The sequence below is a fragment of the Methylobacterium fujisawaense genome, from assembly GCF_014138435.1.
Classification (GTDB): domain Bacteria; phylum Pseudomonadota; class Alphaproteobacteria; order Rhizobiales; family Beijerinckiaceae; genus Methylobacterium; species Methylobacterium fujisawaense.
In genome coordinates this window covers 251,477-275,157 of sequence record NZ_JACJIM010000006.1, presented here as the reverse complement: position 1 = coordinate 275,157, position 23,681 = coordinate 251,477, and the positions used below count along the sequence as shown (strand labels likewise).

At 72.3% G+C, this 23,681-nt stretch carries 20 protein-coding genes and 1 tRNA gene; 7 read left to right on the top strand and 14 right to left on the bottom strand.

Annotated features, from left to right (window positions below; genetic code table 11):
- The first annotated feature begins 199 nt into the window (after window positions 1-199).
- Entirely contained in the window at window positions 200-2,809 is a 2,610-nt protein-coding gene (gene leuS / locus GGQ91_RS19965; RefSeq protein WP_043384077.1) for a leucine--tRNA ligase, read from the top strand.
- 267 nt (window positions 2,810-3,076) lie between these two features.
- On the opposite strand, the gene GGQ91_RS19960 is transcribed toward leuS, so the two are convergent.
- Genes GGQ91_RS19960 through GGQ91_RS19950 form a run of 3 tightly spaced genes read right to left on the bottom strand, consistent with a single transcriptional unit; the run spans window position 3,077 to window position 5,598 of the window.
- Window positions 3,077-3,862 (bottom strand): ABC transporter substrate-binding protein, encoded by a 786-nt coding sequence (locus tag GGQ91_RS19960; RefSeq protein ID WP_182592703.1) that lies wholly within the window; start codon window positions 3,860-3,862, stop codon window positions 3,077-3,079.
- A gap of 15 nt (window positions 3,863-3,877) precedes the next feature.
- Entirely contained in the window at window positions 3,878-4,648 is a 771-nt protein-coding gene (locus GGQ91_RS19955; RefSeq protein WP_182592702.1) for a TerC family protein, read from the bottom strand.
- Window positions 4,645-5,598 carry a lipid kinase gene (locus GGQ91_RS19950; RefSeq protein ID WP_043346841.1) on the bottom strand — a complete coding sequence of 318 codons (954 nt, stop codon included), beginning with the start codon at window positions 5,596-5,598 and terminating at the stop codon, window positions 4,645-4,647. The genes GGQ91_RS19955 and GGQ91_RS19950 overlap by 4 nt, the downstream gene beginning before the upstream one ends.
- A 293-nt stretch (window positions 5,599-5,891) precedes the next feature.
- Between GGQ91_RS19950 and GGQ91_RS19945 the strand changes: the two genes are divergently transcribed.
- The 3 genes from GGQ91_RS19945 (at window position 5,892) to GGQ91_RS19935 (ending at window position 9,252) form a co-directional block, all read left to right on the top strand.
- Window positions 5,892-6,764 carry a hypothetical protein gene (locus GGQ91_RS19945; protein ID WP_043346839.1) on the top strand — a complete coding sequence of 291 codons (873 nt, stop codon included), beginning with the start codon at window positions 5,892-5,894 and terminating at the stop codon, window positions 6,762-6,764.
- Between the two features lie 171 nt (window positions 6,765-6,935).
- Window positions 6,936-8,207 carry a thermonuclease family protein gene (locus GGQ91_RS19940; RefSeq protein ID WP_182592701.1) on the top strand — a complete coding sequence of 424 codons (1,272 nt, stop codon included), beginning with the start codon at window positions 6,936-6,938 and terminating at the stop codon, window positions 8,205-8,207.
- Window positions 8,208-8,211: 4 nt separating this feature from the next.
- Window positions 8,212-9,252 carry an aldose epimerase family protein gene (locus GGQ91_RS19935; RefSeq protein WP_182592700.1) on the top strand — a complete coding sequence of 347 codons (1,041 nt, stop codon included), beginning with the start codon at window positions 8,212-8,214 and terminating at the stop codon, window positions 9,250-9,252.
- A 122-nt stretch (window positions 9,253-9,374) separates the two neighbouring features.
- Here GGQ91_RS19935 and GGQ91_RS19930 read toward each other — a convergent pair whose 3' ends face one another.
- The 6 genes from GGQ91_RS19930 to GGQ91_RS19905 form a co-directional block, all read right to left on the bottom strand.
- Window positions 9,375-10,091 (bottom strand): hypothetical protein, encoded by a 717-nt coding sequence (locus GGQ91_RS19930; protein ID WP_182592699.1) that lies wholly within the window; start codon window positions 10,089-10,091, stop codon window positions 9,375-9,377.
- A 24-nt stretch (window positions 10,092-10,115) separates the two neighbouring features.
- Entirely contained in the window at window positions 10,116-10,460 is a 345-nt protein-coding gene (locus GGQ91_RS19925; protein WP_043384095.1) for a hypothetical protein, read from the bottom strand.
- A gap of 14 nt (window positions 10,461-10,474) precedes the next feature.
- The gene (locus tag GGQ91_RS19920) at window positions 10,475-10,894 is read right to left on the bottom strand and encodes a hypothetical protein (RefSeq protein ID WP_043384098.1); all 420 of its coding nucleotides are present in this window, start codon (window positions 10,892-10,894) and stop codon (window positions 10,475-10,477) included.
- Between the two features lie 129 nt (window positions 10,895-11,023).
- On the bottom strand, window positions 11,024-11,542 hold the full coding sequence (locus GGQ91_RS19915) for an Hsp20/alpha crystallin family protein (protein WP_043384101.1): 519 nt from the start codon (window positions 11,540-11,542) through the stop codon (window positions 11,024-11,026).
- Between the two features lie 121 nt (window positions 11,543-11,663).
- A complete protein-coding gene (locus tag GGQ91_RS19910) occupies window positions 11,664-12,146 on the bottom strand; it encodes an Hsp20 family protein (RefSeq protein ID WP_043346827.1) in 483 nt (160 codons plus the stop codon).
- Between the two features lie 254 nt (window positions 12,147-12,400).
- Window positions 12,401-15,067, bottom strand: a complete 2,667-nt coding sequence (locus GGQ91_RS19905; RefSeq protein ID WP_182592698.1) for a DNA translocase FtsK — start codon at window positions 15,065-15,067, stop codon at window positions 12,401-12,403.
- A gap of 168 nt (window positions 15,068-15,235) precedes the next feature.
- Here GGQ91_RS19905 and mtnA point away from each other — a divergent pair, with 168 nt between their 5' ends.
- The gene (gene mtnA / locus GGQ91_RS19900; RefSeq protein WP_111473573.1) at window positions 15,236-16,339 is read left to right on the top strand and encodes an S-methyl-5-thioribose-1-phosphate isomerase; all 1,104 of its coding nucleotides are present in this window, start codon (window positions 15,236-15,238) and stop codon (window positions 16,337-16,339) included.
- Between the two features lie 6 nt (window positions 16,340-16,345).
- Here mtnA and GGQ91_RS19895 read toward each other — a convergent pair whose 3' ends face one another.
- The 4 genes from GGQ91_RS19895 to pth form a co-directional block, all read right to left on the bottom strand.
- Window positions 16,346-17,389: an aldo/keto reductase gene (locus tag GGQ91_RS19895; RefSeq protein WP_182592697.1), complete on the bottom strand. Its 1,044-nt coding sequence runs from the start codon at window positions 17,387-17,389 to the stop codon at window positions 16,346-16,348.
- A gap of 58 nt (window positions 17,390-17,447) precedes the next feature.
- Window positions 17,448-18,437 (bottom strand): MaoC/PaaZ C-terminal domain-containing protein, encoded by a 990-nt coding sequence (locus GGQ91_RS19890; protein WP_043387838.1) that lies wholly within the window; start codon window positions 18,435-18,437, stop codon window positions 17,448-17,450.
- A gap of 169 nt (window positions 18,438-18,606) precedes the next feature.
- A complete protein-coding gene (ychF, locus tag GGQ91_RS19885; RefSeq protein WP_043355673.1) occupies window positions 18,607-19,704 on the bottom strand; it encodes a redox-regulated ATPase YchF in 1,098 nt (365 codons plus the stop codon).
- 231 nt (window positions 19,705-19,935) lie between these two features.
- Window positions 19,936-20,544: an aminoacyl-tRNA hydrolase gene (gene pth, locus GGQ91_RS19880; RefSeq protein ID WP_043387837.1), complete on the bottom strand. Its 609-nt coding sequence runs from the start codon at window positions 20,542-20,544 to the stop codon at window positions 19,936-19,938.
- 302 nt (window positions 20,545-20,846) lie between these two features.
- On the opposite strand from pth, the gene GGQ91_RS19875 reads away from it, so the two are divergent.
- Window positions 20,847-21,077, top strand: a complete 231-nt coding sequence (locus GGQ91_RS19875; RefSeq protein ID WP_043387836.1) for a hypothetical protein — start codon at window positions 20,847-20,849, stop codon at window positions 21,075-21,077.
- Between the two features lie 72 nt (window positions 21,078-21,149).
- Here GGQ91_RS19875 and GGQ91_RS19870 read toward each other — a convergent pair whose 3' ends face one another.
- Entirely contained in the window at window positions 21,150-23,375 is a 2,226-nt protein-coding gene (locus GGQ91_RS19870) for an FUSC family protein (protein ID WP_051976288.1), read from the bottom strand.
- Between the two features lie 175 nt (window positions 23,376-23,550).
- Here GGQ91_RS19870 and GGQ91_RS19865 point away from each other — a divergent pair.
- Window positions 23,551-23,627 (top strand) — tRNA-Arg (locus GGQ91_RS19865).
- Window positions 23,628-23,681: the final 54 nt, after the last annotated feature.

Genomic DNA, 23,681 nt, shown 5'->3' with positions numbered 1-23,681 from the left:
GGGGGTTGGATGGGATCGCTCCGGCGCGACCCCGCCTCATGTCCCGCCTCTCCCTGTCCGACCTATGCGTTCGCGCGCCCCGCGCAAGCCCGAATCGCGCGCTGCGTTGACCGGCTGCGGCGCAGATATGCTATCGCGGCGCGACCGTGCCGTGGTCATCCTTCGGAATGACCGACGAGCCCCTGACCCAGCCGGATCCATGACCAGCACCGCCCCCCAGCCCGTCGAGCGCTACAACGCCAAGGATGCCGAGCCGCGCTGGCAGGAAGCCTGGGCTGAGAGGCGCCTGTTCGAGACCGACAATTCCGACAGCCGTCCGAAATACTACGTTCTTGAGATGTTCCCCTATCCGTCGGGGCGCATCCACATGGGCCATGTCCGCAACTACGCGATGGGCGACGTCGTCGCCCGCTACAAGCGCGCCCGCGGCTTCAACGTGCTGCACCCGATGGGCTGGGACGCCTTCGGCCTGCCGGCCGAGAACGCCGCCATGGAGCGCAAGGTCAACCCGCGGGACTGGACCTACGCCAACATCGCGTCGATGCGCGACCAGCTGAAGGCCATGGGCCTGTCGCTGGACTGGAGCCGGGAGATCGCGACCTGCGATCCCGACTATTACAAGCATCAGCAGCGCATGTTCCTGGACTTCTTGGCGAAGGGCCTCGTGACCCGCCGCACCGCCAAGGTGAACTGGGACCCGGTGGACCACACCGTGCTCGCCAACGAGCAGGTGATCGACGGGCGCGGCTGGCGCTCCGGCGCCCTGGTGGAGCAGCGCGAGCTGACCCAGTGGTTCTTCAAGATCACCGATTTCGCCGAGGACCTGCTGACCGCGCTGGACGGGCTGGACCGCTGGCCGGAGAAGGTCCGGCTGATGCAGAAGAACTGGATCGGCCGCTCGGAGGGCCTGGAGGTTCTTTTCGCACTTGTTCCGGATGCCCACGCCGCAGCTGCCCAACGTGCGGCCGATGGGGTCCTCCGTGACATCAAGGTCTACACCACGCGGCCCGACACCCTGTTTGGCGCCAAGTTCCTCGCCGTGGCCGCCGATCATCCGCTGGCGGCAGCGGTTGCCGCAACAAACCCCGCTCTCCAGGCCTTCATCGAAGAATGCCGGCGCACGGGCACGGCCCAGGCGGCGATCGACACGGCGGAAAAACTCGGCTTCGACACCGGCCTCACCGTCCGCCATCCCCTGGACCCGTCCTGGACGCTGCCGGTCTACGTGGCGAATTTCGTGCTGATGGAATACGGCACCGGCGCGGTGTTCGGCTGCCCGGCGCACGACCAGCGCGACCTCGATTTTTCGAACAAGTACGGGCTCGGCAACACGCCGGTGGTCTGCCCCGAGGGGCAGGATCCGGCGACCTTCGTCATCACTGACACCGCCTATGTCGAGGACGGGCGGATGATCAATTCGCGCTTCCTCGACGGCATGAGCACCGGGGAGGCCTTCGAGGCCGTGGCGCGGCGCCTGGAAGGGGAGGGGATCGCCAAGCGCAAGGTCCAGTTCCGCCTGCGCGACTGGGGCGTCTCCCGCCAGCGCTACTGGGGCTGCCCGATCCCGATCATCCACTGCGAGTCCTGCGGCCCGGTCCCGGTTCCGGTGTCCGACCTGCCGGTGAAACTCCCCGAGGACGTCTCCTTCGATCAGCCCGGCAACCCGCTGGAGCGCGACGCGGCGTGGCGGAACGTGCCCTGCCCGCAATGCGGCGCGCCGGCCCGGCGCGAGACCGACACGATGGACACGTTCGTCGATTCGTCCTGGTACTACGCCCGCTTCACCGCGCCCTGGCTCACGGACGCGCCCACCGACCGCGCCGTGGTCGATCGCTGGCTGGCGGTGGACCAGTATATCGGCGGCATCGAGCACGCGATCCTGCACCTGCTCTACGCCCGGTTCTTCATGCGGGCGATGCGCGAGACCGGCTGGGCCGGCGTCTCCGAGCCCTTCGCCGGCCTGTTCACGCAGGGCATGGTCGTCCACGAAACCTACAAGGACGCGGCCGGCGCCTGGGTGCCCCCGGCCGAAATCCGCTTCGCCACGGAGGAGGGCGAGCGCCGCGCGTTTCACGTGAAAACTCAGGCGCCGATCACGATCGGCGCCATCGAGAAGATGTCGAAGTCGAAGAAGAACGTGGTCGACCCCGACGACATCATCGCGAGCTATGGGGCCGACACGGCGCGCTGGTTCATGCTCTCCGACTCGCCGCCGGAGCGCGACGTGATCTGGACCGAGGAGGGCGTGCAGGGCGCGGCCCGCTTCGTCCAGAAGGTCTGGCGGCTGGTCAACGCGGCCGTGCAGGCGACCGGCGACGGCGCCGCGGACCTGCCCCTGCGCAAGGCCGCCCACCGGGCGCTGGCCTCCGTGCAGGACGATATCGAGCGCCTGCGCTTCAACCGTTGCGTCGCCCACATCTACACGCTGGCCAACGCCCTGGAGGATGGCCTGCGCGGGCCGGTCTCGGGACAAGCGGCGCGGGAGGCCGCCGGCATCCTGGTCCAACTCATCGCCCCGATGATGCCGCACCTCGCCGAGGAGTGCTGGTCCGTCCTCGGCCGCGGCGGCCTCGTGGCCCAGGCGCCCTGGCCCGAGACCGAGGCGGGGCTCCTCGTCGAGGACGAGATCACCTTGCCGGTCCAGATCAACGGCAAGAAGCGTGCGGACGTCACCGTGCCCCGCGATGCCGACGCCAAGGCCGTGGAGGCCGCGACCCTGGCGCTGGAGGCGGTCCAGAAGGTCCTGGAGGGCAAGGCACCCCGCAAGGTCATCGTCGTGCCGGGGCGGATCGTGAACCTGGTGGTGTGAGGCGTCGGTCTGCCGATCCCATCCGGAATCGACTCCATCCCACCCTCCATCCTCATCCTGAGGTGCCGGAGCGCAGCGGAGGCCTCGAAGGAGAGCTCCCGCCAGCCGGGCGATCCCGGGTGCCCTCCTTCGAGGCCCGCCGACGCGGGCACCTCAGATGGGGCACGGGTGGGGTAAGCGGATTCCAAGGCGAGGACGGATCTGCCCTGTCGGGCCTCTGTCACAGCGCCGGGTTGACGAAGGCCTCAGCGCGCCGCGTGACGCACCTCAAGGCGCCGCCAGCTCCGGGTCCTGCCCGCTGGCTTCCAAACCGCGCCGCACCAGTCCGTCCCGCTTCGCCTGCGCGATGAACGCAGCGAGGTAGGCGGCCCCGGCCGCGCGTCCGACCGGCAGGCCCATGGCCTGCGGGATCTCCATGAAGTGCCCCGGCAGCAACCGCACCTCCGGATGCGCCGCCGCGTAGGCGGCCAGCGGCTGATGCACGCCCGCCGCCACCTCCAACCCGTCCCGCGCGAAGGCCGTCACCGCCTCGGCCGAGGTCGGTGCCCGCACCAGGGCCGCGTGCGTCAGGGCGCGGGTCAGGAACAGGTCGTAGGCGCTGCCGCGCCCCACCGAGACGCGCACGCCGTCGCGATCCACCGCCTCCGGGGACCGGAGCGGCGAGGCGGCCGGCACGAGGTAGCTGCCGGCGATCAGCACGTAGGGCTCGGTGAAGCTGATCCCCTCGGCCCGCTTGGGGTCGATCGCCAGGAAGCAGATGTCCCAGGTTCCGGAGCCCGCCGAGCCCGAAACCGCGCCCGCTCCCGGATAGGTGATGAACGCCACCGGCACCCCGAGCCGCGCCGCCAGGGCCCGGGCCAGATCCACCGAGACCCCCGCGGGCCCGTCCGGGCCTCCCTGAGCGAGCACCGGGTTGCCGAGATTGATCGCCGCCCGGAGCGTGCCGGTGGGGGCGAGGTCGTGCAGGACCGTCGGATCGGGTGCCATCGGTCTCGTCTCGGCATGTGCGGCGGCGGGGAGCAGCAGGAGGAGGAGGGCTGCGCGGATCCACATGACGGTCGCTCCGCCTCAGGCGCGCCGCGCCGGCCCGGTCGACGCGGGGACGCCGTCCCGGGCGGGACGGCGGCGCCGGCGGGCCAGCATGTTGAGGCCCTCGACGCCGGCCGAGAAGGCCATGGCCGTGTAGACGTAGCCCTTCTGCACATGCGCGCCGAACCCCTCGGCGATCAGCGTCATGCCGATCATGATCAGGAAGCCGAGCGCCAGCATCACCACGCTGGGGTTTCGGGCGATGAAGGCCGAGAGCGGCTCGGCGGCGACCAGCATCACCACCACGGCGGCCACCACCGCCACCATCATCACCGGCACGTGCTCGGTCATGCCCACCGCGGTGATGATCGAGTCGATGGAGAAGACGAGGTCGAGGAGCAGGATCTGGCCGATCGCCGCGCCGAAGCCCAGGCTGCCCCCGGTTGGCCTGTCCGTCTCGGGCTCCGGATCCACCGTGTGGTGGATCTCCTTGGTGGCCTTCCACAGCAGGAACAGGCCGCCGCCGATCAGGATCAGGTCGCGCCAGGAGAAAGCCTGGCCGAGCACCGCGAAGACCGGTTCGGTCAGCTGCACGATGAACGCCACGGTGCCGAGCAGCCCCAGCCGCAGGATCAGCGCGAGCCCGATGCCGATACGCCGCGCCCGGGTCTGCTGATCGGCCGGCAGCTTGTTGGTCAGGATCGAGATGAAGATCAGGTTGTCGATCCCGAGCACCACCTCCATCACCACCAGGGTGGCGAGGGCGGCCCAGACGGCCGGCTGGCTCGCGAGTTGGAGCAGGTCGGTCACAGGCTGGGGGCCTCACTGGTCGGGAACAAGCGGCTGCCCAGGGTGGTCAGGTCGAACGGGCTGGGGCCGCGCACCGGCTCGGGGGCCAGCACCCGCAGAATCTGCGGGAAGACCTTGAAGTGGGCGGGCGTGTGCGTGGTCAGTTCGCCGTCGGTGTTCACCGGCCGGGGTCTGCGGGTGGAGAGGCGGATCTCCTGCGCGTGGAACGCCCGCACGTCGGCCGCCCGTCCATGCGTGCCCCGCCGAAGCGCCGGGAGCAGGGTGATGAGCCGCCACCAGTGATCGATCTCCAGGCTGTAGAAATCCAGCTTGCCGTCATCCACCGCGGCCATCTCCTCGACGGTCATGCCGCCGCCGTAGTGGCGGCCATTGCCCACCGAGACCTGGATCGTGGTGACCTTCTCCACCGTGCCGTCATGCTCGATCGTCACGGTGAAGGGCCGGACACGGCGCAGCACGCGGACAGCCGCGACCGCGTAACCGAGCACGCCCCAGGTCTTCTTGGATTCCGCCGTGAGTTCGCCGGCGAGTTCGGCGGAGAAGCCGATGCTCGCCACGTTGAAGTAGTAGTGGCCGTTGACCCAGCCGAGATCCACCGGCCGCGCCTCGGCGGCGGGGATGAAGCGGGCGGCCGCCAGGGGATCCAGCGGCAGGTTGAGGGAGCGGGCGAGGTCGTTGGCCGTGCCGAGCGGCAGGATGGCGAAGGGCAGGCCGGCCTCCACCAGAGCCGGGGCGGCGTAGTTCATGGTGCCGTCGCCGCCGCCGAGAATCACGAGGTCGACCGCGCCGGCGCGGTCGCGGATGACATCCCGGCAATCGGCCTCCGGCGACGGCTCCTCCGGCTCGATCCCGCCCTCCCGCAGGATGGCGCGCACCTCGTCGAGATCCAGGGCGCCATTGCGGGCCTTGGCGTTACAGATCAGCAGGGCCCGGCGCTGGCGCGTGCTCATCGTGTGCGTCCGGGACGGGTGCCGGACGGCGTTTCGGTCTCAGGTCGGGCCAAGGGATCCTCGGTGCACGGCGGCAAGGGGGTGCCAGGGGAACGCGGGAACGGCGAAAGGCCGAGACTGTCCCCGACTTGGTACCCAAACGCACGAACGCAACCCCATCATCCCCGCAATCCAGGGCTGGTCGCCGCCGCGCAGTCGGGCAGGATGTGACGCGCGCCCGAAGCCCCCGTGGAACCCCGCACTCACGCAGGCGCGTTCTCTCTCAGTCCGCCCCGGCCGCCAGGAAGGCACCGATGCCCGCCACACGTCCCACCCGTCCCCAGGCCCTCGTCCTGGGCTTGGTCCTGCCGCTCGCCATCGTGGGCTCTGCCGCGGCCCAGCAGCCGGGTGCTGCGGGCGGGGGCGGCTGGGTGGATCCGCCCCCGCGGGCGGCCGCGCCCGTTGCGGCTGCCCCGAAGGCCCCGCTCAAAGCCGCAGGCCCACAGACCCAGGAGCCCGTCACCGCTCAGGCGAAAGCCCCGCCCGAAGGCGGGCGCGGCGCCGAGCCGCTCCGGCAGGCCGCCAGACCGGAACCGGGGGAGGATGCCCTGCCGAAGGCTGCGGCGACGCGGGGGCCGGGACCGAAGCGGGCCGCCGCCCTGGAGCGCCCGCCGGTCCGGGAATCCCTGCACCATCACGCGCGCCCTCAGCACCGGCTCGCCGAGACGCCGGCCGCGATGGTCCCGGCATCCGGCGTCTCGGCCGAGCGCGCCGCCGCCGCCCGGGCGCTGGCCACGAGCTACCTCGCCACCGTCTCGGGTTCGAGCGACACGATGGTCGATGCCGCGACCCGGTTCTACGCGACCCGCGTGCGCTTCTATGGGCGGCCGATCACCACGGCGGGCCTCGTGGCCGAGAAGCGCAGCTTCGTGCAGCGCTGGCCCGAGCGTCGCTACGAGCCGCGGGCGATGCGCGCCGCCTGCGATGCCGAGACCTGTACGATCCGCACGATCGTCGATTTCCGCACCGCCAATCCGGGGCGCGGCGCCGTCTCCAGCGGCGAGGCCGAGCTGATCCTGGAGGTCGGCTTCGCGGGCACGCGACCCTACATCCTCGGCGAGACCGGTCGCGTCCTGCGGCGGAGCATCCAGGCCGGAACCCTGGCCGCTTCGCCCGGCAAGGCGTAAGAGCCCCGGATCATGGTCCGCCGCCTCGCGGCGGGCAGGGGCGTGCGAGGTGGTGCGTCATGGGATCGGTCCCGGTGCTCGGGCGTTCCGTGAGGCGCCCCGGGCGGGCTTCGTCGGGAGGCGCGGCCGGGCCTCCTTCACGCCGCGCGCGGTGATGCCGGGATCGGGTGTATGACGTCTTCGATGGTGGTGGGGAAACAGGCGGCGGAGCCGGCGCGTCCGGCCCTCGACGGTCCCGGCCGCCTCGCCCTGCGCGAGGCAATCCGGGCCGAGATTGCGCGGGCGCGCCCGCGCCCCGTGGCGGTCCGGACCCTCGAGCTCCTGGCCGAGGCCGCCTGCACCCCCGATGAGGCGGGAACCGGCCTCCGCGTGCTCGATCGACACGGTGCCGTGCGCCTGCGGGACGACACGTCCGAGCCGATGACCCTCGTGGATCTCGTGGCGGACCTGCGCGCCCGGCATCCGGCCCTGTTCCTGCCGCCCGAGCCCGAACCCGAATCGGCGCCGGAGGCCGCCGACGAGGCCCGCGATTCGTCCCTGCTGAGCGGCGCCTACGAGATGAAGGCCGCCACCGCGCGCTTCGTCGAAACCCAGTCCGAACGGGCCCGCTCCCTGGCGGAGCGCTCCTCCGAGCAGGGTCGGGTGCTGGCGCAGAGCGCCGCCGGCCGGTTCGCCACCCTGCGGACGAGCCTGCGCGGCCGGTTCGCCCGTCCCGCGACGGTCCGGACCGACGCGGCCACGGAGGCGAGCCCGGGGGTCGATCCGGCAACGGCCTGGAACAGCGGCCCCGGCCGCGTCGGAGAGTCCCTCCGTGACGGCTTCGGCCGTCTGCGCGACCGGTTCGGCCGCGGCGGAGACGGCGCGGACGAGGGCGCACGCCGGCAGCGCCGCCTGCTCCTGGGCGCCAGTGCCGGCACCCTGGCGGCGGTGATCGCCGCGGGCCTCGTCCTGGAGGGCCGTGCGCCCGATCCCGCGCGTCCCGCGGCCCCGGCCGCGCCCCGAACGGAGGCCCCGAACGGCGCCACCCCGAACAATCCCTCCTCCGGCGCCCCGGCGGCAGCCCCCGACACGGTCACGCCGCCCCCCGAAACCGGAGGCGAGTCCGAGCCCGACGCGCCGCTGGCGCCGAATGCCGTGACGGGACAGGCCCAAGTCATCGATACCGCGACCCTCAAGGTCGGCGGCAAGGTCGTGCATCTGTTCGGCGTCGAATGGGTGCGCGGCGGTCAGGCGGAGGAGTTGGCCCGGTACATCGGCAACCGGCCGGTGACCTGCCAGCCCGCCCCCGGCAGCACGACCATGAATTGCCTCGTGGACGGGCGCGACCTTTCCGAGGTGGTGCTGTTCAACGGTGGCGGTCGCGCCTCGCCGGAGGCGAGCCCCGAACTGGTCGCGGCCGAGGATCACGCCCGGAGCGAACGGCTCGGCGTCTGGAAGCGCTAGACCGATGCCGGCCGAAGCGTTCGGCACCACCGCGGATGGACGGCCGGTCACCCGCCATGTCCTGAGCCGGGACGGTCTGCGCGTCGCCATCATCGATTTCGGCGCGGCCGTCACGGCGATCGAGGTGCCCGACCGCGCCGGCCATTCGGCCAACGTCGTCCTCGGCCTCGACACCCTCGCGGCCTACGAGACGCTGAGCCCGAGCTTCGGCGCCATCGTCGGCCGCTACGCCAACCGCATCGCGGACGGGCGCTTCAGCCTCGACGGGCAGAGCTATCGCCTGCCTGTGAACGAGGCGCCCAACACCCTCCACGGCGGCCCGGACAATTTCGGCCGGCGCCTGTGGCGGGCGGACCTCTCCGAGGCGACGCGCCTCGTCCTGAGCCGCCGCTCCCCGGACGGGGAAGAGGGATTTCCCGGCACCCTCGATGTCCGCGTGACGTACAGCCTTCCAGAGGACGGCGTGCTGCGCATCGATTACGCCGCCGTCACCGACCGGCCGACGGTCGTGAACCTCACCAACCACAGCTACTTCAACCTCGCCGGCGAGGGGACGGGCAGCGTCCTCGGCCACATCGTGCAGGTCGAAGCGGACGCATTCGCGCCGACGGACGCGACCCAGATCCCCACCGGCGCGCTCCAGCCGGTCGCCGGGACGCCGTTCGACTTCCGCACGCCCCGGGCCCTGGAGACCCGGATTCGCGAAGGGGACCTGCAGCTCGCCTACGCCAAGGGCTACGATCACACCTTCGTCCTGCGCGGCGCCGCAGGGACGCTGCGGCCGGCCGCGACCTGCATCGCCCCCGGCAGCGGGCGCCGGCTCGACGTCTGGACCACACAGCCGGCGCTGCAGCTCTACAGCGGCAACAATCTCGACGGGCGGCTGATCGGGCCCTCCGGACGCATCTACCGGTCCGGGGACGGCGTCTGCTTCGAGACGCAGGGCTTTCCGGATGCGCCGAACCAGCCGGCCTTTCCCTCCGCGGTCCTGCGGCCGGGCGAGACCTTCGCGGCGACGACGGAGTTCCGGTTCTTGGTGGTGTGAGGGCGCGTCGCGCCAGCCTCACGCCTCCGTCAGGGCGCATACCGCCGGGCCGCAGCGCCCTGAGGGCCGAAGCCTGGATCGATCCGGGACCGGCCGATCCGGTCTGACGGCTGGCTCCGGCCTCACGCGGCCTGCGGGCGTCCCCGCAGGCCGGGGATCGCGGCGGCCGGCGCGGCGGGATGCGGACGCCGCGTCTCGCCGAGCGCCAGTAGGGCAACCGTCACGGCGTCGAGCCGGGACGGCTCGCCATCGGCCATGCCCTCGGCGGCGGCGACCTCCTTCAGGTACTCGTCCCACGCCCAGCGCCGCAGGATTTCGCGCTTGCAGCTGGGCAGCAGCCGGGGATGATCGAGGACCGCGGCCGGCGTGACGAACACCGCGGCCGGGTTGACCAGGGCTCGCTCCAGATCCGGCAGCCCCTCCGTCACGCGATCGTCCGCGGAACGACCCTGCGCCGTCGCGCGGACCTGCACGGGCGCCGCGTCCCGGTTCGAGCGCCAGACCCGCACAGTGCCTGGCCGACCACGTCGGTCCGCCGGGTCGGGCGCGGGCCTGTCGGGGCGGCTCCGGCCCGCGGCAGAGGCTGCCGCCCGCTCCCCTGTCGGGCCTGTCGGCGCCTCCTCCGTGGCGGGCGTGCCGGTCTCGCCGGTCCAGCCCATCGGCGGCCCGATCTCCGGAGGCGTCGCCCGCTCGACGGCGAGGCCGCCCCTCTCGGCCCGGGCGCGGCCGGATGTCTCGACGGAGCGCCCGCCGTGGCGGATCGGCGCCCGGCGGCCGGCGCGCCTCGTTGCGCCCGCGGGCGGCGTGTCGTCTCCGAGTCCGATCGTACGATCCTGCATGGTTGCCTCCCTGTTGAGGCGCGCTCAGCCGCCGAAGAGACCAAGCCGCGCCGCCGATTGCACGCCGAAGCTCGCCGCGAACGAGAGCAGCGCGGCGTCCCAGGCAGTCAGATGCGGGGTGTTGGCCGGCGGCCCGGCCTGCGTGATCGCAAGACCGAGCCACACGAAGCCCGACAGGCTCAGCAGCACGGCCAGCACCCAGGGCAGGGCCGGTGACGGGCAGAGCGCGGCCAAAGTGACGCACAGCGCGGCGGACAGGATCCAGCGGCCCAGCACGGCCCCGTCGGTCGCCTGCCCCGGCCCGCCACGCCGGCCATGCCGCAACCGGGATACGCGCCTGTGCCCACCCCTCAGGTCGAAGGTTGCCATCGGACGCCTCCGGCTCAGTTCAGCTGAGGCTCGCGCCCGGTCGGACCGCGCCGCCAGCGGCGGGTGAACGCCGCGGGGACGAGCGGCTTGGGCGGCGCCGGAGAGACGGGCGGGGCCGAACCCTCGTCGAGCGCCTGGAGCGCGTCCAGGATCGCGTCGAGCGGCACGGGCTCGGCCCGGCAACCGGGCAAGCAGCGCAGCGCCGGACAGGACTCGACCGCCCGTGCGTCGGAGGCCCAGGAGGCCAGGATCGCCCGCTTCTCGGCGTGCGACAGGCCCGGATAGCGCAGCACCTCGCGGGGATGCCGGAAGACGTCGCCCGGCGCCACGAAGGCGTCGAACGGCTCGACCGCCTGCGGTCTCAGGGTGGCGGCCGCCACCGGACCGAGGCGCTCGATCTCGGGATGGATGGACGTCGTATCGATCGGCTGCATGCAACCCTCCTCGTCGTGAGCAAAGGCAGGGGCAGCCGGCACGTTGATCGGGACGCACCGGCGGCCGCATCATGCGTTCAGGTCTGCGGCCGCCGGGGCGGCCGCAGGCAAGGTCGATCCAAAGCCGGCTCAGTGCTTGGCGGCCGGCGCGCCGGTAGCGTTGATCGCGATGCGCCGACGGCGTTCCGGCGCCTCGGCGGCCCGCGGCAGCGTCACGGTGAGCACGCCGTTGCGGAACGTCGCCTCGGCCTTGTCCTCCTCCACCGGCACGGGGAGGGCGATCGACCGCTCGAAACGGCCGTAGCTGCGCTCGGAATAGCCGCGCGCCTTGTCGGTGGTCTCGGCACGCTTCTCGCCCTTCAAGGTCAGGACACCGTCCGCGATGAGGAGTTCGACGTCCTTCTCGTCGAGGCCGGGCAGCTCGGCGGAGACGCGCAGCGCCCCGTCCGCCTCCACCAGCTCGACCTGCGGCCAGCCGATGCCGCGGCTCGCGAGGCTCGGCACGCCGCCGAACCCGCTGAACACGTCGTCGAACAGGCGGTTCATCTCCCGGTGCAGCGTCAGGAACGGGCTGGCCGGCTCCTGCGACAGGGCGGTGGGCGCCGGGGCCGTGCTGCGGCTCCAGGGAATCAGATCTCTCACGCTCATGGTCCATTCTCCAGCGCATGCGATGCAGTCGTGGGAACAGGCCCGCGGCGGGTCCGCGGACCCGTGAGGGATGTCATGCGTGTCGGCACGGGGTGCCCGGACGCGCGGCCCGGGCCGCCGATCAGGCTGCCTTGGCGTCGCGGGCGATCTGAGCCGGGGCGTTGTCCTGGCCGGACGCGGCCGTCGTGCCGCCGATGGCGATGCGGCGGGGCTTGAGCGCCTCCGGCACCTCGCGCTTCAGCGCGACGGTGAGCAGGCCGTTCTCCAGGGACGCGCCCACGACCGTCACGTGCTCGGCCAGATTGAAGGTCTGGCGGAAGGTGCGCGCCGCGATGCCGCGGTGGAGGTAGTGCCTCTCGCCCTCCTGGGCGGCCTTCTGACCGGACACCAGGAGCGTGGTGTCCTGCTGGGTCAGCTCGATCTCCTCGGGCGTGAAGCCCGCCACCGCCATGGTGATGCGATACTGGTCCTCGGCGACCTTCTCGATGTTGTAGGGCGGCCAAGCGGCCGAAGGCTCGACGCGCTCAGCCTGATTGAGCAGCTCGAACAGGCGGTCGAACCCGATGGACGACCGGAACAGGGGCGAAACGTCGTAAGTCCTCATAACCACATCCTCCGACGAGCAACGTGACTACAAGCGACGCCGGACACCGTGTCCGGCGCCCTCACCGCGAGCCCGTTTCCGGGCCTCGCACGCGCGTAACGTGCCGGGTGAGGGCGGGTTCCAGGCCGAGCGAAAATTTTTGACCGCGACGCTGCAGGCTGTCGGACCGGGCATTCCGGCCCCAAGAGATCAGGATGAGGCCGGGGACTGGGACGGGCGCCGGACCGGAACCGGCGGCACCGGCGCCCGCACGCTCAGCCGACAGCCTCCTCCACCAGGATCTCGCGCTTGCCGGCATGGTTGGCCGGGCCGACGATGCCCTCGATCTCCATCCGCTCCATGAGCGAGGCGGCGCGGTTGTAGCCGATCTGCAGGCGGCGCTGGATGTAGCTGGTCGACGCCTTCTGGTCGCGCAGCACCACCTGCACGGCCTGATCGTAGAGATCGCCGCCGGCCTCGCCGAAGGAGCCCTGGTCGAACACGGCGCCGTCGAGTTCGAGTTCCGCCGCGCCGGCCTTCCCCTTCCCGGCCCGTTCGCCGCCCTTCTCGGGCGCGCCCTCCTCGTCATCCGCCGTGACGGCGTCGAGGTAGCTGGGGCGGCCCTGGCGCTTGAGGTGGGCGACCACCGTCTCGACCTCGCTGTCCGAGCAGAACGGCCCGTGCACCCGGGTCGTGCGCCCGCCGCCGGCCATGAACAGCATGTCGCCCTGGCCCAGAAGCTGCTCCGCGCCCATCTCGCCCAGGATCGTGCGCGAGTCGATCTTGCTCGTCACCTGGAAGCTGATCCGGGTCGGGAAGTTCGCCTTGATCGTCCCGGTGATGACGTCCACCGACGGCCGCTGCGTCGCCATGATCAGGTGGATGCCCGCCGCCCGCGCCATCTGCGCCAGGCGCTGGATCGCCCCCTCGATGTCCTTGCCCGCCACCATCATCAGGTCGGCCATCTCGTCGACCACGATCACGATGTACGGCAGCGGCGCCAGATCCATCGCCTCGTCCTCGTAGACCGCCTCGCCGGTGTGGCGGTCGAAGCCGGTCTGCACGGTCCGGGTCAGCACCTCGCCGCGCGCCGCCGCCTCGGCGACCCGGGCGTTGTAGCCGTCGATGTTGCGCACCGCGATCTTGGCCATCTTCTTGTAGCGCTCCTCCATCTCGCGCACGGCCCATTTGAGGGCGATGACCGCCTTCTTGGGGTCGGTGACCACGGGGGAGAGCAGGTGCGGGATGCCGTCGTAGACTGACAGCTCCAGCATCTTCGGATCGACCATGATCAGCCGGCACTCCTCCGGCTTCAGCCGGTAGAGCAGGCTGAGGATCATGGTGTTGATCGCCACCGACTTGCCCGAGCCGGTGGTGCCGGCCACCAGCAGGTGCGGCATGCGCGCGAGGTCGGCGATGATCGGCTCGCCGCCGATGTTCTTGCCCAGGCACAGGGCCAGCTTGTGCTTGCTCTCGGCGAAGTCCGTGGAGGCCAGGAGCTCGCGCAGATACACCGTCTCGCGCTTGGCGTTCGGCAGTTCGATGCCGATGGCGTTGCGGCCGGGCACCACCGCGACGCGGGCCGAGACCGCCGACATCGACCGGGCGATGTCGTCGGCGAGCGCGATGACGCGGCTGGACTTGGTGCCCGGTGCCGGCTCCAGCTCGTAGAGGGTGACGACCGGGCCCGGCCGCACCGCCAGGATGTCGCCGCGCACGCCGAAATCGCCCAGCGTCGCCTCGAGGAGCGTGGCGTTCTGCTCCAGGGCGTCCGCCGAGATCAGGCTCGCCTGGGACGGGCCCCGGGGGGCAGCCAGCAGGTCGAGGGCGGGCAGGGCGTAATCCTCCGGGCGGACGGGCGGCGCGGGCGCGCGGCGCGCCGGCACCGGCGCGGCCGGGGGCGGAGCGACCCGGGAGGCGGTGGGTTCGGAGCGCGGCGGGACCGGGCTCTGCGGCGCCTCGAACGCCTCCAGCTCGTCCTCCGCATCGGCCTGCGGCGCCGCGATTCGGCGGGCGGTCGTGGCCGGGGGGCCGTCCTCGGGCGCCTCGAAGACCGGCTCGCGCCGACCCGGCCCCGGCGCCCGTCCCTCGGGCAGGTGGTCGGCCCAGGGCAGATCCGCATCCGTGAAGGCGCGCCGGGCCGCGAGGGCCGGCGAGGCACTGTCGATCGGCTCGGCCCGGCCGGCGCGCCATGCCGCGATCCGGTCCGCCGCGGCGACGCGCAGGCCCATCAGCCCCTGCGCCAGGGCGCCGACACCCACGAGGCCGAGGCTCGGCTCGTCGGAATCCTCGCGCTCGTCGCGGGCCGATTCCCGGCCGCGCGCCAGGGCGCGGCGGACGGGATAGGGGTCGTCGTGCAGGGTTTCCTCCTCGACGGCGCCGAAGCGGCAGGCACCGGTCAGGCTGAGGATCGCCACCGCCGCGTAGCCGAAGCCGACGAGATGGGCCGCCGCGGACGAGACCGCCCCGACGATCACCCGCGCCATCGACAGCAGGCCGTCGCCGGCCACGCCGCCGAGGCCGGTGGGCAGCGGCCAGCGGGTCGTCGGCGGGAGCGCGCTCGCCACCGCACTGGCGGCGCAGAAGCCGATGATCCAGAGCGCGATGCGCAGGCCGCCCTCGGGCAGGTTGCGCTCGCGCATCAGCCGGATGCCCCAGAGGACCGGCGGCAGCACGAAGGCCAGGGAGCCCAGGCCCAGGATCTGCATGGCGAGATCGGCCACGACGGCGCCCGGCTGGCCGAGGACGTTGTGGGCGGCGTGGTCGGTGGCGTGGTTGAGGCTCGGGTCGTCGATCGACCACGTGGCCAGGGCCACGGTCAGCGCGACCGCGCCGGTGAAGAGCACGAAACCGCCGAGTTCCGTCAGGCGCTTGCCCAGGAAGGGGCGAACGCTGTCGACGAAAGTCTCGTAGGGCGATGCGGGACGGCGAAGCGAGCGCATGCGGGACCGGACGCAAGACGGGGACTTACGCCCGAGGCTAGGCATGACCGCCTTAACGACCTGCTAAGGTTGAGGAAGGCTCACCGGCGCCCGGCCGGGCCTCCTCGGGCCGTCGCGATCCCGCCCGGGAGGATGCAAAAGCCGCCCCGCTGTGGCACAGGAGCGGCCATGAATATCGACGGCCAGCCCTACCGCACGATCTTCCCGGACCCGGACGGCGTCAGCGTCCAGGTGATCGACCAGACCCGCCTGCCCTTCGCGTTCGAGCTGAAGCGCCTCGCCACGCTGGAGGACGCCGCGGTGGCGATCCGCACGATGATCGTGCGGGGCGCGCCCCTGATCGGCGTCACGGCCGCCTACGGGCTGGCGCTGGCCATGCGGGCGGATGCCTCCCACGACGGGATCGACCGGGCGGTGGCGACGCTCGCGGCGACACGTCCGACCGCCATCAACCTGCGCTGGGCGCTGGATCGGGTCTCCACCAACCTGCGGCAGGTTGCGCCGGACGAGCGCTTCGCCCGCGCCTTCGCGGAAGCCGGCCGCATCGCCGAGGAGGACGTGGCGAGCTGCCGCGCCATCGGCGCCCATGGCAGCCAGGTGATCGCCGACCTGCACAGGGCCAAGGGCGGCGACAGACCGGTCACCGTGCTGACCCACTGCAATGCCGGCTGGCTCGCCACGGTGGATTGGGGCACGGCGCTGGCGCCGATCTACGCCGCCCACGAGCGGGGGGTGCCGGTGCATGTCCTGGTCGACGAGACCCGGCCGCGCAGCCAGGGTGCCGCGCTCACGGCCTTCGAGCTGAACGGCCACGGCGTGCCGCACACGGTCATCGCCGACAATGCCGGCGGCCACCTCATGCAGCACGGCGGCGTCGACCTGTGCATCGTCGGCTCGGACCGGACCACGGCGAGCGGCGACGTCTGCAACAAGATCGGCACCTACCTGAAGGCGCTGGCGGCCCACGACAACGGCGTGCCGTTCTACGCCGCCCTGCCGTTCTCGACCATCGACTGGACCCTCGACGACGGGGTCAAGGAGATCCCGATCGAGGAGCGCGACGGGCGCGAGGTCACCCACATGACCGGGCGGCTCGCCGATGGCGGCTTCGCCACGATCGAGGTGGTCTCCCCCGGCAGTCCCGTGGCGAATCCCGCCTTCGACGTGACCCCGGCCCGGCTGGTGACCGGCATCATCACCGAGCGCGGCATCTGCGAGGCCAGCGCCGAGGGGTTGTACGGGCTCTATCCGGAGCGCCGGAAGGCGGCGTGAGCCGCCTCACCGCACCCCGGGCCGGCCCGATTCCGCGAGCTGCTGCGCCCGGGCGCCCTGGCGCTCGAACATCCAGCCCGGATATTCCGGCGGCAGGGCGCTCACCGCATCGAGGGCGTCGAGTTCCGCGTCGCTGAGGCTGAGTTCGGTCGCCGCGATGTTGTCCTCCAGCTGGTCGAGGCGCTTGGCACCGACGATCACGCTGGTCACCGCCTTGCGGTGCAGCAGCCAGGCCAGCGCCACCTGGGCCACCGAGACGGCGCGGGCCTCCGCCACCTGCCGCATGGCGTCGATGCAGGCGTCGGCCCGGGGGCGGTCGACCGGCGGGAAGTCGAAGCTCGCGCGCCGGCCCTCCCCCGCGCCGCCGGCATACTTGCCGCTGAGCAGGCCGCCGGCCAGCGGGCTCCAGACCAGGAGGCCGAGCCCCTCCGAGCGCAGCATCGGGACGATCTCCCGCTCCAGGTCGCGACCCGCGATGGAGTAATAGGCCTGCAGGGTCTCGAAGCGGGCGAGCCCGGCCCGCGCGCTGATCCCCAGCGCCTTCACGATCTGCCACGCCGCCCAGTTCGAGACGCCGACGTAGCGGACGTGGCCGTGCTGGACGAGGATGTCGAGGGCGCGCACCTGCTCCTCGATCGGCGTCGCCGGGTCGAAGCCGTGGACCTGATAGAGGTCGATGTGGTCGAGCTGGAGCCGCTTGAGGCTCGCCTTGCAGGCGTCGATCAGGTGCAGGCGCGAGGCGCCCTTGGCGTTCGCGCCCGGCCCCATCGGCCCGTAGCCCTTGGTGGCGACGACGACGCTGTCGCGCGGGACCTTGAGGTCGCGCAGGGCCTGGCCGGTGATCTGCTCCGAGAGCCCCTCCGCGTAGACATCGGCCGTGTCGATGAAGTTGATCCCGGCCTCGAGCGCCCGTCCGACGAGGCGCCCGGCCTCCGTCTGGTCGAGGGCGCCGATCTGGCGCCACATCCCGGCCCCGCCGCCGAAGGTCATGGTGCCGAGGCAGAGTTCCGAGACGAACAGCCCCGTGCTGCCGAGCTTCTTCTGATACATGCCTGCCTGATCCCGTCCGTGTCTGGGGTGTCAACGCGCGGGAGCGGGCCCGGTGCGCTCAGGGCTCCCAGCGGTGGAACACCGCGCTGTCGAAGGCGAAGACCGGCTCGCCGCGCTGGTTCACCCCGGTGTTGCGGGCGAAGGCCAGGCCCCAGCCGGGCCGCGAGGCCGAGGCGCGCTTGTCGGTGAGCTTGGCGCTGAACCGGACCGTGTCGCCCGCGTAGACGGGCTTCAGCCAGCGCAGGTTCTTGAACCCGGGGGAGGGGCCCGCCTCCGGGACCGGGCCGCGGGTGGCCGTGTAGGCGGCGTCGCGGGCGCGGGTCGTGAGCATCCGGTTCATGTAGGCGGCGGCCGTGTGCCAGCCGGAGGCGCAGAGGCCGCCGAAATGGCTGCGCTTGGCCGCCGCGTGGTCGAGGTGGAAGGCCTGCGGATCGTAGGCCTCGGCGAACGCGATGATCGCCTCGGCGGTGAACGGATAGGCGCCCAGCTCCCGCACGGCGCCGATCTCGGCATCCCGCAGGAACGGCAGGATCTCGGCATCCTCCGGCTCGGCGACCGGTCCCGGCACGCCGATCTCCACCGGCCGCGGGGGCAGGGGATCGGTGCCGCGGCGGGCCAGCATGAAGGTGAAGCGCTGGGTCAGCACCGTCTCGCCGCGCGGGTTGCCGAGGGCGACCTCGGCGGTCACGAAACCGAGCCCGGGCTTGGAGGCCGAATCGCGCAGCCCCACCACCCGGAAGGTCAGCGTCAGCGCGTCCCCCGGCAGGACCGGCGCGAGCCAGCGCAGCTCGTCGATCCCCGGCGCGCCGAGCGACGAGCCGCCCTTGAACGGTCCCTGCTGGAGCAGCCGCATGCCCAAAGCCGCCGTGTGCCAGCCCGAGCCGATCAGCCGGCCCGCGAAGGTCCCTTCCGCCGCCGCCTCGTCGAGGTGGAAGGGCTGGAAGTCGAAGGCCTGCGCGAAGCCCACGATGGCGTCGCGGGTGACGGTGAGCGGCGCGCCGACGATCACGTCGCCGACGGCGAAATCCTCGAGGGCGGGATCGGGCATGGCGGGCTCGTCTGGTTGATCGGTGGGGCGGGCGATCGGGATCGCCGTCTTTGCGAGCGGGAGCGAAGCAATCCAGGAGCGCCACGCTCACCGATGTCGCGCTGCCCTGGATCGCTTCGCTCCGCTCGCCAAGACGCAGCGTCGCCCAGGGCTGAGCGCGGCCCGAGCCTCAGTTGGCGAAGCGGAAGTGCAGCACGTCGCCGTCCTGCACCACGTACTCCTTGCCCTCCAGCCGCAGCTTGCCGGCGTCCCGGGCCCCGGATTCACCGTTGAGCGCCGTGTAGTCCTTGAACGCGATGGTCTCGGCCCGGATGAAGCCCTTCTCGAAATCCGAGTGGATCACCCCGGCCGCCCCGGGGGCGCGGGTGCCCTTGGTGATCGTCCAGGCGCGGGCCTCCTTGGGGCCGACCGTGAAGTAGGTGACGAGGCCGAGCAGGTCGTAGCCGGCGCGGATCACCCGGTTGAGGCCGGGCTCGGCGAGCCCCACCGCCTCCAGGAACTCCGCCTGGTCGGCCTCGGGCATCACGGCGATCTCGCTCTCGATCTTGGCCGAGACCACCACCGCCACGGCGCCCTCCGCCTTGGCGCGGGCGAAGACCGCGTCCGAATAGGCGTTGCCCTTGTCGGCGTCGGGCTCATCGACGTTGCAGACGTAGAGGACGGGCTTGGCGGTCATCAGGCCGAGGGACTGGAACAGCTTCTCCTCGTCGGGCTTGCGCTCCACCAGCCGCGCCGGCTTGCCCTCGCGCAGGAGCGGCAGCGCCCGGTTGACGAGGTCGAGGCTCTCCTTGGCCTCCTTGTCGGCCCCCTTGGCCTTCTTCTCCAGGGCGACGGCGCGGCGCTCCAGGCTGTCGAGGTCGGCGAGCATCAGCTCGGTCTCGATCGTCTCGATGTCGGCGGCCGGATCGACCTTGCCCTCCACGTGGGTGACGTCGCCGTCCGTGAAGCAGCGGACCACGTGGGCGATGGCGTCGACCTCGCGGATGTTGGCCAGGAACTGGTTGCCCAGGCCCTCGCCCTTGGAGGCGCCGCGCACGAGGCCGGCGATGTCCACGAAGGTCAGGCGCGTCGGGATCTTCTCCTTCGACGAGGCGATGCGGGCGAGGTCATCGAGCCGCGGATCGGGCACCGCCACCTCGCCGACATTCGGCTCGATGGTGCAGAACGGGTAGTTCGCCGCCTGGGCGGCCGCCGTCTGCGTCAGCGCGTTGAAGAGGGTCGACTTGCCGACGTTCGGCAGGCCGACGATGCCGCATTTGAAGCCCATGAATCAGTTCCGTCGCAGCACGTCGTCGGGCGACGCGCGAAAAAGGGTTGCGGAGAGTCAGGCCCGCGAACACGGCACCGTGCGCCCTGTCCTCGGTCGAGCACGCGCGGCACCGGCGAGCCGGGCCTCAGCCACCGGGAGGCAATCGAACCGCCGACAGCCGGGCTTGTGGCGCACGGCCTTCATCGGACCCTCTCGCCCGCCCCGATATCCCGTCCCCGCGGGGGCGTGTCAATTTCGGGCGCCCAGCGTCTTCACCTCGTCCCAGCCGCGGCCGGCCATGGCGAGATGGACCTTGTTCTGGAAGCTCGCATCCTCGCCGGCCGCGAGCAGGGCGGCGTGGTCGGCCACGGCCCGGCAGAGATCGTCCACCCAGGGCAGCTCGGCCTTGCCGAAATCGTTGAGCACGTAGGCATGCACCAGCGCCTTGTCGCCGGGATGGCCGATGCCGAGCCGCACCCGGCGGTAGTCGTTGCCGCATTGGGCGGTGATCGAGCGCAGGCCGTTATGGCCGGCATTGCCGCCGCCGAGCTTCACCCGCAGCTTGGCGGGGGCGAGGTCGAGCTCGTCGTGCAGCACGATCACGTCGGAGAGCGGAATCTTGTAGAAGCGCTGCGCCTCCGAGACGGCGCGGCCGGACTCGTTCATGAAGGTCGAGGGCTTCAGGAGGATCGCCCGCTCCGGGCCCAGCACCGCCTCGGCGGCCTCGCCCTGGAAGCGGTGGCGGAACGGGCTCGCCCGGTGCTGGCGGGCGATCGCGTCGACGGCGAGGAAGCCGATATTGTGCCGGTTGCCCGCATAGCGTGCGCCCGGGTTTCCGAGGCCGACGATCAACTTCATGTCAGAGGGTTCCGCGGGACTCCGTTCGGCGCGGTCTGTGGCACGCTTCCGCGCGGGACGCACCCCCGGGCCGGGTCCGGCCCGCCCGGAGCGATGGGCCGGCCTCCGGGCCCGGGCCGTCTCCGTCGTGCGCCAGCGCACGGCCTCGGCCGAACCCGAAGCAGAATATCCTCGTTGAGAGGTCACATTCGGCCAAGCAAAGCCCGAGTGATCAAGACCGCCGACCCGACGATCTTCCTCACGCGACACGGTTGACCGGATGACTTCCCGCTGAAGTCGTACGAAGACACCAGGAGATCATCATGACCGTCCGCATGCTCGCTGCCGCCGCCCTGGTCGCCGCGGTCGCCACGCCCGCCCTCGCGCAGGGCCTGGATTCGAAGCACTCGCCCTACCCGGCCTCGGCCTATTCGGGCTGGGTCGGCAACGGCGCCGTCCTGCATCGGGACGCCGCCGGTCCGGCGCGGGCGGCCGCCTACCGCTACAGCGGTCCGCATGCCGGCGGCCCGGCCAATGCCCTGCCGCGGTTCTGACGGGCGAACGGGCCCGCGGGCTCCGCGGGCCCCGATAACCGGCCGTGATCGGGGCACCGGACCGGCGGACCCTCAGGTGTGAGGGACGGGCCGGTCGGCAAGGCCGGTGGCGCCGTTTGCCGGACCCGGCACCGCGCCGACGGCCGCCGTCCCAGCCCGGATCTCTCCAGGGCGCAGGGTTCCCACCAGAAGATCGACCTGGCTGACGAGACGCACGAGCGATTGCCCGCGATCCAGCGCCGGCCGCTCGGGCACGGGCCTGTCCGCGCCCAGGGCTGCCAGGGTCGCGGTGATCCAGGCCCGCCAGGGCTCGGCCTCGGGGGCCGCCGCCTCCGGGGCGTGCCGCAGGACGATGAGCCGGGCGCTGATCCGGCGCAGGGTCGCGTCGGCCACCAGGGCGGATTCCACCTCCGGGTGGCTGCCGGCCCGGGGCTGCTGCAGGGCGCGGGAGAGTGCCGCCTCCAGATCGTTGAGGGCGAGGCCGGCCTCGCGGCTCTGCGCCGCGATCGCGGTCTCGCGGCCCTCGCCGGGCGGCGCGCGGAGCACCGCCTCGGCGAGACCGGCCTGGGCCTTGAGCGCCCGGCGCAGTTCCTGCCGGACCTGATCGGGCTCCCAGATCGGCCACAGCACCAGGCAGCTCGCCACCGCGATCACGCCGCCCAGCACCGTGAAGCCGCCCCGCATGGCGACGATCTCCCAGGAGCTGTGGCCGGGCTCCAGCAGCTCGACCAGCAGCACCACGAGGGGGGTCAGGCAGGTGACGAAAAAGCCGTAGGAGATCTGGCGCGCCGCGAAGCCGACGATGCTGAGCACGAGGATCAGCCCGGCCTCCGCCAGGGGGCTCGTGGCGTAGTAGGCGAGCACGGCGCCCACGAGGCCGCCCAGCACCGTGCCGCCGATCCGCTCCAGCGCCCGCTGCCACGTCGCCGCGTAGAAGGGCTGCATGGTGAGCACCACGGTCATCACCAGCCAGTGCGTGAAGGCGCCCGCATAGGTCAGGGTGGCGGCGAGCGCCGGGGCCGCGACCGCGCTCGCCCGCAGGGCGTGCCGGAGATTGGGCGAGGCCAGGGTAAAGTTCTGCCGCAGCGGCCCGACATAGCGGGTCCAGCGGTCGAGGCTGCCGCCCTCCGTGAGCGTGCCGCCGGGGCGATAGCCCTCCGGGGTCGACAGCTTGGCGCCGATCCGCACGCGCCCGACGATCCGTTCGGCGAGGCGGGCGAGGGTCGGATCCTCCGACAGCCCCTCGGCCACGCGGGCGATGGAGTGTTCCAGACGGTCGAGGTCGAGGTTGACGTCGTCGCGGATCGCCCGGGCGATGGTCACCAAGAGGGGGCGCAGGCGCCGCAGAAAAACCTTGGCGAGGGCCCGGCGGCGGGCATCGGGACGGCTGTCGATCAGCTCGCCGACGGCGATCAGCGCGGAAAAGATCTGCTCGGCGCTCTCCAGGCGCAGCAGGGCCTGGGCGGTGCGGTCCGAGACGCGCTCGCGGGAGCGGGCGAGGTCGAGGATCATGGTCCGGGCGGTCTCGATGCTCGCCCGCACGCCCCGCCGGTGGCCCCGCGCGTGGCCGTCGAAGGCGGCCGTATCGGGTTCCGGCAGGACGACGAGCCGCTCAAGGTCGCCGCAGAGCCGGGCGAGGTTGTGCCAGACCTCCGCCACCGCCCGGTGGGCCGGCCGGTACGGGTGCAGCCGCCAGATCACCAGGGCCAGGAACGTCGCCCAGAGACCGCCGGCCGCGAACATCAGCGCGGTGACGGCCGCCTGCTCCGGGGTCAGGGGCCGGTCGAGGGCGATGCACAGCACCACCACGAGCACGTTGCCGGCCGACTGGGCCTGAACGCTCCAGACGCGGGCGTACGAGCAGGCGAAGATCAGCGCGCAGGCGACCGGGACGACCACCGGCAGGCCGAGGGGCTGGATCAGGCCGAGTCCGGCCCAGAGCAGGCCGCCCAGGACCGAGAAGGCGGTGAGGACCCGCAGGCGGGCGCGCATCGGGCCGCCGTTGTCGCAGAAGCAGGCGAGGTTGGCGGCGAGCGCCATCGTCAGCAGCGGCGCCCACTGGATCCAGATGTTGAGGAGGATGACGACGCCGAACGCGAAGGCGGCGCGCACGCCCTCCACGAGCCGGACGTTCCGGAGGTCGAGGCCCGTCGGCAGGCGCCGCAGGTCCGAGCCGGGCCGGTTCAGGCTGCCCCGACCCGCGGCGTTCCACCGGCGCCGGGCCGGCCCAGGAGGCGAAGCTGTGGGACTCGGCGCGGGCAACCTCGGTCTCCGGACGGGGGCGCGGTGCCCCGGCATGAACCGCGCCCCGGCCTGTCCGGATCCGCAGCGTCGCGCAACCCCAATCCGGATCCGCGGCACGATCCAGACGTCCACATCGTCACCGCCGATGTGAACCCGGGGGCGGCGGACGTCTTCGTCTCGCGCTTGACCCCCGGGCGAGCCCGTGGCTTCTGGGGCCGCTTGGCATCCTGACTCCGTAGCTCAGCTGGATAGAGCAGCCGCCTTCTAAGCGGCAGGTCGTAGGTTCGAGCCCTACCGGGGTCGCCAGCAACTTGCCCGCTGCGGGGATGACGGAGCGGGTTTCACGGTGCCGCAGCGTCC